Origin of the sequence: Nonomuraea mesophila, from assembly GCF_004352805.1 — a bacterium.
Taxonomy (GTDB): Bacteria; Actinomycetota; Actinomycetes; order Streptosporangiales; family Streptosporangiaceae; genus Nonomuraea; species Nonomuraea longispora.
In genome coordinates this window covers 1-13,447 of the sequence record NZ_SMLD01000222.1, presented here as the reverse complement: position 1 = coordinate 13,447, position 13,447 = coordinate 1, and the positions used below count along the sequence as shown (strand labels likewise).

Below are 13,447 nucleotides of genomic sequence, written 5' to 3'. Positions count from 1 at the left end.
CGGGGGCTGGTTCGGGGGCTGGTTCGGGGGCGGGGCTCCCCACGTGTTCGTACACGGTGACGGCGTACGGGCGCGATGGGTCGTCGTAGGGGTGCTCGCTCACCTTGCGCAACGACGGGTCGCCGTCGAGGTACCGGTAGAGGCGGCGCGCCTCCGGCCATTCGTGCACCAGGACCAGGACCCCGCCCGGGGCCATGAACGAGCGCAGCCGCGACAGGAGCAGGCGCAGCCGTCGGCCGCGGCCGGCGTAGTAGAGCGTCTCGGCGCAGATGACCAGGTCGAAAACGCCCTCCGGAGTCTCGGTGAGGACGTCGAGCGCGGCGAACCCGGCCGTACCGCCTCTGGTCGCCGCGCGTACGATCGCCCGGTCCGAAACGTCCACCCCCCAGCACCGCGCCCCCGGTAAGGCGCCGGCCAGCCTGCGCGTGAAGGCCCCTTCGCCGCATCCCACGTCGAGGACCCTGCGGTAGGCGCGGCCGGGGATGTGCCGCACCGTCGTCTCGTGCCTGGCCAGTTCGTAGGGCTCGCTCTCGTACCGCCACGGGTCGGGTACGCGGTGCGTCCACTGGAAGAAGCGGCGCAGCACCCGACCGTGCGCGGCGACGGGCAGCAGGGACACGGCGCGGAAGGACATCCTGTGCAGGCGATCGAGGAGGGCGGGCATGTCTTCCAGCCTGCTGAGGCCCGCGCCCCGGTTCATCGGCGTCGGGAACGATCTCCCGCCGGGACCGGGCTCCTGCCGCCGCGGCCCTCCGGTACCACGGGCCCGGGGGGCGCCGGCTCTCGTGACGAGGGACAGGTGATCCGGCAGGTCCGTCGCAGGCAGGGACAACCTGTCCCTGGTCAGCCGTGGGAGCGCTCCCTACACTGGTCGGCGTGATCGACCGTGCCGGGTTGGCCGACTTCCTCCGCCGTCGCCGTGACCTGCTGCGCCCGGCCGACGTCGGCCTGCCCGACGGCGTACGGCGCCGCGCACCGGGTCTGCGGCGTGACGAGGTGGCGGCGCTGGCCGGCATGTCCGGCGACTACTACGCCCGGCTGGAACAGTGCCGTGGCGCCAATCCGTCCGCGGCGATCGTGGCCTCCCTGGCCCGCGCGCTCCGCTGCGACCTGGACGAACGCGACCATCTCTTCCGTCTGGCGGGGCTCGCGCCGCCGGCGCGCCGGGCCGGCCGACGGATCAGGCCGGGGCTGATCAAGCTGGCCGAGCGGCTCACCGACGTCCCGGTCTGCATCTGCACCGACCTGCACGAGATGTTGTGGCAGAACGCGCTGGCCGACGTGGTGCTGGGCCGTCACGAGGCGTCGATCGCGTGGCGATGGTTCACCGAGCCGGCGATCCGCGCCAGGTTCCCCGAGGAGGACTGGCCACGGCATTCACGCTCGCACGTCAACGATCTCCGGGCGACCTACTCCCGCCGCGCCGGCGAGGCCGACGTGGTGGAGATGGTGCACGGCCTGCTGGAACGCAGCCAGGAGTTCCGCGAGCTGTGGGAGCGTCACGAGGTCGCCGTACGCCGTTTCGACCGCAAGCGCCTGCTGCATCCGGAGCTCGGGATGCTCCACCTGACATGCGAAGTGCTGCTCACCCCCGAGGAAGACCTCAAGATGCTGGCGTTCTTCCCGACCGAGGGCACCGACGCGCAGGAGAAGCTCGGCCTGTTGCGGGTCGTCGGGTCGCAGGACTTCCAGCCGACCGCCTGAGTGCTGGGCCCGCGACCGGCCGGGGCGGGGCTCCGGCTCAGCCGCCCATCGCCAGCTGGTGGAAGGCGGCGAGCGCGGCGTCGATGGGATGGGGCTGCGGCCTGCCCGAGGTGTCGAGCCGGTTCCACCGCTGCAGGTTGACCGCGACCGACAGCTGCCGCCTGCCGTCGGCGCGGGTCATGGACAGGGTTCCGGCGCCCCAGACCGTGCCGCCGTGGCCCCAGAAGGTGCCGACGCCGGGGACCTCCGTCGGGTGCAGGCCCAGACCGTAGTCGATCACTTTCCCCTCCTGGGAGACGACCGGGACGGTGGCCTGCATCTGCGCCAGCGACGACGGGGCGACGATCTTCCCTTCGAGCAGCAGGGCGAAGAACCGGTTGAGGTCGGTCATGGTCGAGACGAGCGCGGCCGCCGGCCCCACCCACGACATGTCGTAGACGCTGTAGTCGCGCGGCGGGTCGATCATGCCGAACCAGGCCTCGTAGATCTGCGAGTGGGGCCCGTGGAGCCGCGCTTCCGCGGGGAACCCGGTGTCGGGGAGGCCGGCGCGCTCGATGACGTTCTGCGTGATGACCTTCTCCGCCGGCGTACCGGTCACGTGTTCCAGGAGCAGGCCGAGCAGCAGGGTGTTGGTGTTGGAGTACGTCCCGGGAGTGCCGCCCGGCGGGCCGGCGGCGGGCGCCGTGACTCCCAGCTCGATCAGGTCGCCGTGGGCAAAGCGCGTGAACCGGTGGTCGTCCAGGCTGTCGGGCCTGGTGTCGGCCAGGGAGGGGAACGCCTTGAGGGAGGCGTAGGCGTAAGGGAGGTATTCGGCCAGGCCGCTGGTGTGGTTGAGCAACATCCGGACCGTGATCGCGTCACCGCGCTCTCCGGGGACCAGCCGCGGCAGGTAGTGGCCGATCGGCGTGTCGAGCCCGATCTGCCCGTTCTCGGCCAGCTGCAGCACCGCGGCGGCGGTGAAGGTCTTGGTGACGCTGCCGACGCGGTGGCGCATGCCGGGGGTGACGGGGCGGCCGGTGGCGAGGTCGGCGACGCCGGCGGCGCCCTGCCAGACCTGCTCGCCGTCGCGTACCTCGGCGAACAGGCCGGGCATGCCGGCGCGGTGCACGTCCTCCAGGGCGCTCTGCAGCGCCGCTGGATCGAGGGGGTTGGTCACGACACGTGTCCTTCCGTGATCGGCCGCTGGGGCGGCTCGGGGCAGGCGGCGGTGGGTCCGCGCAGTCCTGCCTTCGGTACGTGCCCCTATTATGCACGCGGTGCGTGCAACAGTGCGCGCATGGGTTAGATTGGGTTCGGACGAGAGGGGTGACATGCCGGGCCGAAGGCGCTGGTCGGCTGACGAGATCCTGGACACGGCGGCGGAGCTGCTGCGCACAAGCGACGCCGAGTCCTTCAGCGTGCGCCGGCTGGCCGCGGCGCTCGGCACCGACTCCTCCAGCCTCTACCGGCACTTCCGCAACAAGACGGAGCTGTTGCGCGCGGTCACCGATCGGATCCTCATCGCCGCCATGGACGGCTACCACCCCGAGGGCGACTGGAAACACCGCATCACCACCGTGGCCAGACGCCTGCGACAGTCCTTCGGCCGGCACCCCCAGGTGGCCGTGATCTGGGCGCGCTACGTCTCGGGCGGCACCGGCTCCCGGCTGGTCATCGAGGAGACCCTGCAGGCCCTGCGCGCATCGGGCCTGCCCGAGAGCGAGATCCCCGCGCACTACCACCGGCTCGCGATCCTGCTGGCGGCGTTGATCGCGTCGGAGGCGGCGGTCGGCAGCGCCACCCCTGAGGAGCAGGAGCAGGGGCTGGAGTCGTTCCGGGTCGCGGTGCTGGGCGCCGACCCGGCGCACTTCCCCGCCCTGGCCTGCTTCGCCCGCGACATCCGCCCCCTGTCGGAGAACCGCGAAGCCGTCTTCGAGACGCTCCTCGCGGCCCAGCTCGCCCAGATCGAGTCCGCGGTCCTTCACCCCGCCACGCCGCCCGGCCGGTGACGAGCCCGGCACATCGGCACCCCCGAAGCCGTTCAGCCGGGCGGCAGGCGGTCGGGCACAGGCGGACCCCGGGCTTCACGCGATTTCAGGCATGAGGCGCCGCAGTTCAGGTGGGAGATCCGGGAGCCGGTTCCCGCTGACCAGGTCGGCGCCTGGCCGAGGCCCTCGCCGGCGGCGGGTACGATGTCGCCGGCTCGGCCGGACGCACCGGCCACGACGTCATGGGGGAGCTGCGCGCACTGCTCACCGCAGCCCAGCAGGCGGGCGAGGTCCGCGACGACATCGAGGTTCCCGACGTCAAAGCTCTCATCGCGGGTTGCCTGGCTCGTGAACGCGGCGCCAACGACCCCTCGGCCCGGCGCCGGATGATCGAGGTGCGTCTGCGCAGGACTCCGCGCCCGCCCTTGAGCCCCTCTGCGACGACGCCCTTGCCGCCCCCATCGAGCCGTCTCCACGACCGCGCCCCGGGAGGCCGCCCCTCACGCCCGCACCGGACTGCGGACCCGGCGCGGGTGGCGGCGCAGGTGGCGGCGCGGGTGGCGGCGCAGGTCAAGGCCGGGGCAAGCATGATCGCCGCCTCGGCGGTTCACCTATGACCGCGGCCGGAACCCGCCTATCGTGAGCGCCTGTTTCCTATGAGGAGCGGACCTGGCGTGCCCGATCGGCGGTCCCGGCCCTGGTGCCGCCCCGCGGCCATGCGGTCCGCGCAGGTGCGGGACGGAGCGGAATGAGCGGGGAACGATACTCCCGGGTGGCCGGGGTGGCGGCGCAGCTGCCGGAGCAGAGCCTGACCACGGAGCAGCTGGAAGACCTGCTGGCCGAGCGCAACCCCGGCATCCGCGTCCCGCGCGGCCTGATCGAACGGCACAGCGGCGTGCGGCGCCGCCATGTCGCCCCGCCGGACTGCATGGCGTCGGACCTGGCCGTGGCCGCGGCCCGCCGGCTGCTGCGGCAGACGGGACACACGCCGCCCGCCATCGACCTGATCATCTACGCGGGCGTGTCCGGCGACGCCGTCGAACCGGCGACGGGGCACATGGTGGCGGCCAAGCTGGGGGCCGGATGCCCGGTGTTCGACGTACGGGATGCCTGCAACAGCGTCCTGCGGGCGATCCACCTCGCCGACACGCTCATCACCGCCGGCGAGCACCGTACGGTCCTCATCGTCTGCGGCGAGCTCATCACCTCCAGCATCCAGTGGCGGCTGGAGTCGCAGGACGACTTCGAGCCGGCGATCCCCTCCTACACGGTCTCGGACTCGGGCACGGCGCTGCTGCTGGAGCGCAGCGGCAGCCCCGGCCTGCTCGGGCACGCGTTCGGCGCGAACTCCGCCGACTGGTCGGCCTCCATCATGCCGTTCATCCGCGACCACACCGGCGGATTCCGTACCGGGCCCTTCACCATCGATCCGATCGGCCTGGCCATCGGCGTACAGAAGCTGGACTTCGGCGTGCTGCGCCGGCCGCTCGCCGAGCACGGCCTCGACTGGGACGACATGGCCCTGACCTGCGTGCACCAGCCGTCGCTCGCGGCGCTGCACTGGGTGTGCGAGCTCATGAACGCCCCCGCGGGCAAGGCCGAGGTGACGATCGTCGACCACGGCAACCTCGCCGCCTCCACCCTGCCGATGCAGTTGTACCTCGCCGAACGCGCGGGCCGGCTCAAGCGCGGCGACCTGGTCGCCCTCGTGGGCGTGGCCAGCGGGCTCAGCGAGGGCACCGTGCTGCTGCGCTGGTAGGAGCAGCACGGTGCGTACATTTCCGCCGTCCGCCGTGCCGGCCGATCTCGAGTACGGAGGGCCGCCGCGCCGTAGCGGCCTTCCTCGTTGCGGTCACTCCCGCCATCACATAGTAGTTGATCACTGACGGACAGTGACATCGAGGGAGCTGGCGTATGAGCGGCACGAACAGGACGGACACGGCGGTCGCGGTGATCGGTGTGGGCTGCCGCCTACCGGGCGGCATCACCGACATGAACGGCCTCTGGCAGGCTCTCGAACAGGGCTCCGACCTGGTCGGGCAGGTGCCGTCCGACCGCTTCGACGCCGATCGCTTCGTCGACGAGCACACCCACCGCACAGGCAAGAGCTACACGCGGGCGGGAGGGTTCCTCGGCGACATCGCCGGCTTCGACGCCGCCTACTTCAAGATCTCGCCCAAGGAGGCGGCCGCCATGGACCCCCAGCAGCGCCTGCTGCTGGAGATGACGGCCGAGGCGCTCGACGACGCGGGCGTCGACCCGGCGGCGCTCGCGGGCAGCGACACCGCCGTGTTCGTGGGCATCTCCGACACCTCCTACGGCTTCCAGCAGATGATGGAGCCGCAGGACGTCACCGCCTACACCATGGCGGGCGCCACGCTGTCCATCGCGGCCAACCGCATCTCCCACACCTTCGACCTGCACGGCCCCAGCATGGCCGTGGACACCGCCTGCTCCTCCTCCTTGCTGGCGGTGGAGCGCGCCTACCGGACGCTGCTGGCGGGCACCAGCCGGCTGGCGCTGGCCGGCGGCGTGAACGTGCTCGTCTCCCCCGGCGGCTTCAGCGGGTTCAGCCAGGCGCAGATGCTCTCCCCCACGGGCCGGTGCGCCGCCTTCTCCGCCCAGGCCGACGGGTTCGTACGGGCCGAGGGCGGCGGCGTGGTGCTGCTGAAGCGGCTGACCGACGCGCTGGCGGACGGCGACCGCGTCCACGGCGTCATCGTCGGCGCCGGCACCAACAACGACGGCCGCACCATGGGACTGGCGCTGCCCAGCGCCGAGGCGCAGGAGGCGCTGCTGCGCCAGGTGTACGGTGCGGGCGGGCTCGACCCCGACGACCTGGTGTACGTGGAGGCGCACGGCACGGGAACCCAGGCCGGGGACCCGGCCGAATGCGAGGCGCTCGGCCGGGCGCTCGGCCGCCTGCGCGCGCGGGGGCCGCTGCCCATCGGGTCGGTCAAGTCGAACCTCGGCCATCTGGAGCCGGCGTCGGGCATGCCGGGCCTGTTCAAGGCGCTGCTGGTGCTGCGGCACGGCCGGATTCCGGCCTCTTTGCACGCCGAGGAGCCGAATCCGCGTATCGACTTCGCCGGCCTCAACCTGTCGGTGGCCTCGCGGGCCCGCGAGGCGGACGCGCCCGGCGGGGAGCGGGCGCTGGCGGGGGTGAACTCCTTCGGTTTCGGCGGCAGCAACGTGCACGTCGCGCTCGCCGCACCGCCCCCCGCCCCGCCGTGCGACGAGCCTTCAGTAAGGACCGCGCGGGTACTGCCGGTGATGGTCTCGGCCCGCAACGAGACGGCGCTGCGGCAGGCCATCGAGCGCACCGCCGGCCATCTGACGAGCCTGGGCGACGACGAGCAGGCCTGGTACGACTGCGCCTACACCTCCACCCGCCGCCGGGGCGGCCACCCGCGCCGGGCGGTGGCCCTGGCGGACTCGCCCGCGCGGGCGGCCCGCGCCTTGCGCGGCCTGCTCCCCGACCAGCCGCAGGACCCCGGCCAGGGGCGGGGTGCCGAGCAGGCGCCGGCCGGGGCGGCGACCGCCGATGCGGCCGAGCACGGCCGGGTGGTGTTCGTCTTCTCCGGCAACGGCTCGCAGTGGGCCGGCATGGGCGCCGACCTGCTGGCCGGCGATGAGACCTTCCGTACGGCGGTGCAGGAGGCCGACGCCGCGCTGCGGCCGTACCTGGGCTGGTCGGTGCTGCGGGAGATGCGGCAGCCGCCCGCGCAGTGGCGGCTGTCGGCGACGGAGGTCGCCCAGCCCATGTTGTTCGCCGTGCAGGCCGGGCTGCTGGCCGTGTTGCGCGCGGCCGGCGTCCACCCGCAGGCCGTGCTGGGCCACAGCGTGGGCGAGGTCGCCGCCGCCTACGCCGCGGGCGCGTTGTCGCTGGAGCAGGCCGCGCGCGTGATCGCGGCGCGCGGCGCCGCCCAGGCCGCCACGATGGGCACGGGCCGCATGGCCGCCGTCGGGCTGCCGGAGGAGCGCGCCCGCACCCTGCTCGACCGCTGTCCGGACGTGGAGATCGCGGCGGTCAACACCGACCGCGACGTCACCCTCGCCGGGCCGGAGGGGCGGCTCAAGCAGCTCGGCGCGGAACTGGAGGCCGACGGCGTGTTCGTCCGCCACCTGGACCTCGACTACCCCTTCCACAGCGCCGCCATGGACGCCGTGCGCGAACCGCTGCTGCGGTCCCTGGACGGACTGGACCCCGGGCCCGCCGCGGTCACCCTGCTGTCCACCGTGACGGGCGGTGAGCTGGACGGGACCGAACTGACGGCCGGCTACTGGTGGCGCAACGTCCGCGAGCCCGTGCGCTTCGCCGACGCCGTCGACGGCGCGCTGGCCGGCGGCCACGACGTCTTCGTCGAAGTGGGACCGCATCCGGTGCTGCGCTCCTACCTGCGCCGCATCACCGGGCAGGCCCGCCGGCGCGCCTGCGTGGTGCCCACCCTGCGCCGCGAGCAGCCCGCCTGCGCGCAGACGCTCGCCGCCGAGATCATCGCCTCCGGCGCCCGCCTCGGCTGGGACGTCTACTTCCCCCGCCCCGGCCGGGTGGTGTCCCTGCCCTCCTACCCGTGGCAGCGCGAGCGGTACTGGATCGGCGGCCCCGACACGTGGGTGCGTTCCAGCGGCACCGGAGCGCTGCAGCACCCGCTGCTCGGCGAGCGCCTGCCGGCCCCGCACCCCACCTGGCACGGCCCGGTCGAACGCACGCTGGCGCCGTGGCTGGTCGACCACCGCGCCGGAGGCGTGCCCGTCCTGCCGGTCACCGGGTACGTCGAGATGGCGTTGTCGGCCGCCCGGCTGGCCATGCCGGAGGCCGGCCAGGCCCTGGAGGTCGACCGGGCGGCCGTCACCCGCGCGCTGGTGATCCCCGAGTCGGCCGACGCCCGGCCCCTGTACACGCAGACGTCGTTGTCGCCGGAGACCGGCGCGGTGCTCATCTCCAGCACCGACGACCTGGCACTGCCGCCGCAGGAGCACTTCCGGGCCCGCGTACGGCCGCTGCTGCGGCCCTGCCCGCCGCCGCTCGACCTGGCCGCGCTGCGCGCCCGCGTCCCCGCCGACGCCGACGCCGACGTGGACGCCTTCTACCGCGACACCGCCCGCGGCGGGATGGCCTACGGCCCCACCTTCCGGGTCCTGACCTGGCTGCGGCCGGGACAGGGCGAGGCGCTGGCCGCCTACCACGTGCCCGCCCAGGCCGAAGGCCGTTATCACGTGCACCCGGTCCTGCTGGACAGCGCATTGCAGGCGGGCGTGGCCTGGCTGGTGGAGACCATGCTGCAGGGCAACGCCTTCATGCCCTCGGCCATCGGCGCGGTGCGCGTGTGGCGCGCCCCGGCCGCTGAAGGAGTCCTGTACGTGCGCGAACGCGCCCGCTCCGACGACGAGGTTCGCTGGGACATCGTGGTGGCCGACCCCGACGGCACGGTCACCGTCGAGGTGCAGGGCTGCCGGCTGCGGCGTACCCAGCTCAGCACGGTCCTGCCGCTGGAACACTTCCGCACCGAACTGCGCGCCCTGCCGCACGACGGCACGCCGGGCGCGCCCTGGCCGCTGGCCGGCCCCGTGCAGCTCACCGACGCGGTCGCCGGCCGCGTCGCCGAGCTGCGTACGGCCTGGCGGGCCCTGGACCACGCCGGGTTCGCCGACCGCGCGGAGGCGTCGTTCGCCGCCGCCCTGGCCGCCGCCCTGGAGGAGATCGCCGGCCCGGCCGGTCCCGAACTCGGCATGGACGACCTGGCGCAGGCGGGCGTGACGGGACGCGGCACGGCGATGGTGCAGCACGCCCTCCCGCTCCTGGAACGCCACGGCCTGGCCCGGCGCACGGGCCCGGACCGCTTCCACCTGACCGGGCGGCCTCCCACCGGGCCGCAGGCCGCGTTCTTCGGGCAGGCGACGCCGTTCGCCGCCGAACAGGCCCTGACCGCGCTGTGCGTACGCCACCTGACCCCTTTGCTGCGCGGCGCGTACGACCCCGCCGAACTGCTGCAGTCCGGCGGCGGCGCCGAACTGCTGGAGCAGATGCACGACATCGCGCCCCTGTGCCTGCACGGCAACCGGCTCATCCGCGCCGTGGCCGAGGAGGTCGTCGCACGCTGGCCGGCCGGCCGGCCGCTGCGCGTCCTGGAGGTGGGCGCGGGCAGCGCCGGCACCGCCGCCATGCTGCTGCCCGTCCTGCCCGCCGACCGCACCCGCTACCTGGTCACCGACGTCGACGAGGTCGTCCTGGCGCGGGCGCAACGACGGCTGGCCGGGTCCGACATCGTGGACTTCCACCGCTTCGACCTCGACGCCGACCCCGACGGGCAGGGCCTGCAGCCGGGCTCGTTCGACCTGGTGATCGCCGCCCACACCCTGCACCTGTCCGCCGACCTCACCGCCACGCTCGCCCGCCTGTCGCGGCTCCTGGCACCGGGCGGGCACCTGCTGGCCGTCGAACCCCACCGGCCGCCCGTCGCGGCCTACGCGGGGATGCTGCCCGGTTACTGGGGCCACGCCGACACCGAACTGCGGCCGCACTCGCCACTGGTCGAGGCCGAACGCTGGCCGCAGGTCCTGGCCCAGGCGGGATACCACGAGGTCGCGCACCTGGCCGACGACGAACCCGGCCGCGCCTCCTGCTCGCTCCTGCTGGCCGCCGCCCCCGGCACGGCCCTGGCCCCGCAGCGGCCCCCGCTCGACACCGCGCAGACGTGGATCGTCGTCGCCGACCGCACCGACCCCGGCGACGGGACCCGGGAGCCGGCCCTGGCCGACGCGCTGACCCGCCTGATCGCCGGGCAGTGCGCCGCCGAACGCGCCGACGCCGACGAGGACGCGGCGCGGCTCCTGGCCCGCGTCCCACAGGACGCCACCGCCGTCACCTTCGTCCTCGTCGTGGAAGACCCGCCCGGCCGGAGCGAGGCCAAGCCGCCCGAGACCGTCGTCGGGGAGGTCACCGGCCACATCGCCACCCTGCGCGCCGTCGCACAGGCCTGCGCCCAGCTGCCGCCGTCCACCACCGCGACGCTGTGGCTGGTCACCGGCGAATGCGCGGCCCTGCCCGGCCCCGGCGGCGACACCACGCCGCTCGCCTCGGCCGTGTGGGGCGCGACCCGCACCCTGGCCAACGAACACCCCCGCCTGCGGATCCGCCGCGTGTCGCTGCACCGCTGCGACACCACGGCCGACACCCCAAGCGACACCACGGCCAACACCGTGAGCGACGCCGTGAGCGACGCCGTGAGCGACGCCGTGAGCGACGCCGTGAGCGACGCCGAACGGGTGCTGGACGAGCTGGCCCGCCCCGGTGAGGAGGACGAGATCGTCCTGACCCGGCAGGGACGCTTCGTCGCCCGCACCCGCCGCGCCGCCGCACGCCCGCCCCGGCCCGCCAGCGCCGCCGCCACCAGCGCCACTACCACTGCCAGCGCCGTCAACGCCACCGTCGGCGCCACCGCCGGCGCCAGCGCCGTCACCAGCCCCACCGGCGCCACCGCCAGCACCGCTGCCAGCGCGACCGCTGGCGGTGGTGGGCACCGGCTGACCGTGCGCGATCCCGGGCCGGCCTACCGCCTGACCTGGCAGCTGCTGTCACCGCCGTCGCCCGGCCCCGGCCAGGTGCTGATCGAGCTGCGCGCCGCGGGCCTGAACTTCCGCGACCTGGTTCACGCCGTCAACCTGCTGCCCGGCGAGGCGCTCGAAGGATTCTACGGCGGCTTCCCGCTGGGGTTGGAGGGCGCCGGAGTGGTCACCGCCGTCGGCCCCCAGGTGACGGGCCTTCGGCCCGGCGACCGGGTGCTGGCCGCGCAGGCCGTGGGCGTGGGCACCCACGCCGTCGTCCCGGCCTGGGCCGTGATGCCGGTGCCCGAGCACCTGACCTTCACCGAGGCCGCCACGATGCCCATGGCCCACCTGACCGCCCGTGCCGGGCTGAGCCACGCCGGCTCGCTGCGGGCCGGCGAGACGGTCCTCGTCCACAGCGGCGCCGGCGGGGTCGGTCTGGCGGCGATCCAGTACGGCCGCCGGACCGGCGCCCACGTCATCGCCACCGCCGGCACGCGCGCCCGGCGCGCCTTCCTGCGCGCACAGGGCGTCGAGCACGTGTACGACTCCCGCAGCCTGGACTTCGCCGAGCAGATCATGGAGCTGACCGGCGGACGCGGCGTGGACGTGGTGCTCAACTCGCTGGTCGGCGAAGCCCTGATCCGCAGCGTGGAGATCCTCGCGCACGGCGGCCGGTTCGTCGAGATCGGCAAGCGCGACATCTTCGCCGACCACCGCCTGCCGATGCGTCCCTTCGGCAACAACATCGCCTTCATCGGCCTGGACGTGGGCACGCTCCTCACCCAGGACCCCGACCGCTCCGCCCGCGCGATGGCCGAACTGGCCGGCGACGTGACCGCCGGCCGCGTCACGCCGCTGCCGCACACCGTCTACCCGGCCTCCCGCGTCGCGGACGCCTTCGCGGCGATGCGCCATTCACGGCACATCGGCAAGATCGTCATCTCGTTCGACGCCGCCGACGAACCCGTGCTGGTCGAGACCGGGCCCCGCCCGCCGCATCTGGACCCGCAAGGCACCTACCTCGTCAGCGGCGGGCTGGGCGGGTTCGGCGCGGCGAGCGCCCGCTGGCTCGCCGCCCGCGGCGCCCGCCACCTGGCCCTGGTCGGCCGCCGCGGGCCCGACAGCCCCGAAGCGGCCGGCCTGCTGCGCGACCTCGCCGAACTCGGGGCGGCCCCCCACGTGTACGCGGCCGACGTCAGCGACCGTACGGCGATGAGCCGCATCGTCGAGCAGGCCCGAGCCGAAGGCCGCCCGCTGCGCGGCGTCGTCCACGCGGCCATGCACCTCGACGACGACCACATCGGCGACCTCACCGACGACCGGGTCGCGGCCGTGCTCCGGCCCAAGATCGGCGGAGCGCTGGTCCTCGACGAGGTGACCGCCCAGGAAAAACTCGACCTGTTCCTGCTGTACTCCTCGGTCACCACCACGCTCGGCCACGTCGGGCAGACCTCGTACGTGGCCGCCAACCAGTTCCTCGAGGCGCTGGCCCGACGCAGGAGAGCCCGCGGGCTGCCCGCCCTGACAGTCTGCCTCGGCGCGCTGGCGCAGACCGGCGTCGTGGCCCGCGGCGCCGGCGACCGGCTGGCCGCGTTCGGCATCGAGGCCGTCACCCCGGCCGAGGCGTTCACCGCGATCGAGGACATGCTCGCCGGCGGCGCGGACGTGGCCGGTGTGGGCCGCTGCGACTGGAGCAGGCTGCGCCAGGTCCTGCCCGCCCTGGACCGGCCCCGCATGTCGCCGGTCATGCCGGCGGCCACCACGCAGGAGGACGTCAGCCCCGAGCAGATCGCCAGGGAGCTCGAGGCGATGGACGCCGACCAGGTGCTGGCCTACCTCACCGAGCACATCCCGCGGCTGCTGGCCTCGATCCTGCAGATGCCGTCCGAGCAGATCGCCCACGACCGCAAGCTGGAGGACTACGGGATGGACTCGCTGATGGGCGCGCAGGTGCTGGCCGCGCTCCGCCACCAGTACGGCATCGACATCCCGCCGATGGAGATCCTGCGCAGCGGCGGCACGGTCGCCGACCTGGCCGCTCTCGTCCTGGACCGGCTGCGCCCGCAGCCTGCCACGGCGGCAGGCCGGTAGCAGCCAGGGACAAGGCGCCGCTGTACGGGGAAGTCCCGGCTGCGGCGAGACGAAGAAGGAGGAGGAGCGCTCATGCCGGCCGGTGTCCGCCGCCGAAACCGCCACGGCGCCCCTCCTCCCGCTCCTCCCTCCGC

The 13,447-nt window shown here is 74.2% G+C and carries 7 protein-coding genes; 5 read left to right on the top strand and 2 right to left on the bottom strand.

Annotated elements, in window-relative coordinates:
- Positions 1-664 (bottom strand): class I SAM-dependent methyltransferase (locus E1295_RS43440; protein WP_166427698.1); only part of this gene is annotated, 664 nt, incomplete at its 3' end.
- Positions 665-876: 212 nt separating this feature from the next.
- On the opposite strand from E1295_RS43440, the gene E1295_RS43435 reads away from it, so the two are divergent.
- Positions 877-1,704: a helix-turn-helix transcriptional regulator gene (locus tag E1295_RS43435; RefSeq protein WP_132640452.1), complete on the top strand. Its 828-nt coding sequence runs from the start codon at positions 877-879 to the stop codon at positions 1,702-1,704.
- A 37-nt stretch (positions 1,705-1,741) separates the two neighbouring features.
- On the opposite strand, the gene E1295_RS43430 is transcribed toward E1295_RS43435, so the two are convergent.
- Entirely contained in the window at positions 1,742-2,860 is a 1,119-nt protein-coding gene (locus E1295_RS43430) for a serine hydrolase domain-containing protein (RefSeq protein WP_246081096.1), read from the bottom strand.
- A gap of 154 nt (positions 2,861-3,014) precedes the next feature.
- Between E1295_RS43430 and E1295_RS43425 the strand changes: the two genes are divergently transcribed.
- From E1295_RS43425 to E1295_RS52095, 4 genes are all read left to right on the top strand, one after another.
- Entirely contained in the window at positions 3,015-3,692 is a 678-nt protein-coding gene (locus E1295_RS43425) for a TetR/AcrR family transcriptional regulator (RefSeq protein ID WP_132640448.1), read from the top strand.
- A 152-nt stretch (positions 3,693-3,844) separates the two neighbouring features.
- A complete protein-coding gene (locus tag E1295_RS43420; RefSeq protein WP_342775966.1) occupies positions 3,845-4,288 on the top strand; it encodes an SbtR family transcriptional regulator in 444 nt (147 codons plus the stop codon).
- A gap of 131 nt (positions 4,289-4,419) precedes the next feature.
- Positions 4,420-5,430 carry a 3-oxoacyl-ACP synthase III family protein gene (locus E1295_RS43415; protein WP_132640444.1) on the top strand — a complete coding sequence of 337 codons (1,011 nt, stop codon included), beginning with the start codon at positions 4,420-4,422 and terminating at the stop codon, positions 5,428-5,430.
- Between the two features lie 155 nt (positions 5,431-5,585).
- Positions 5,586-13,313, top strand: coding sequence for a type I polyketide synthase (locus E1295_RS52095; RefSeq protein WP_132640442.1), 7,728 nt, complete (start codon positions 5,586-5,588; stop codon positions 13,311-13,313).
- Positions 13,314-13,447 lie beyond the last annotated feature (134 nt).

Coding starts and splice junctions, on each gene's coding strand:
- E1295_RS43425 (WP_132640448.1), top strand. CDS start 3,015: ATGCCGGGCCGAAGGCGCTGGTCGGCTGACGAGATCCTGGACACGGCG.
- E1295_RS43415 (WP_132640444.1), top strand. CDS start 4,420: ATGAGCGGGGAACGATACTCCCGGGTGGCCGGGGTGGCGGCGCAGCTG.
- E1295_RS52095 (WP_132640442.1), top strand. CDS start 5,586: ATGAGCGGCACGAACAGGACGGACACGGCGGTCGCGGTGATCGGTGTG.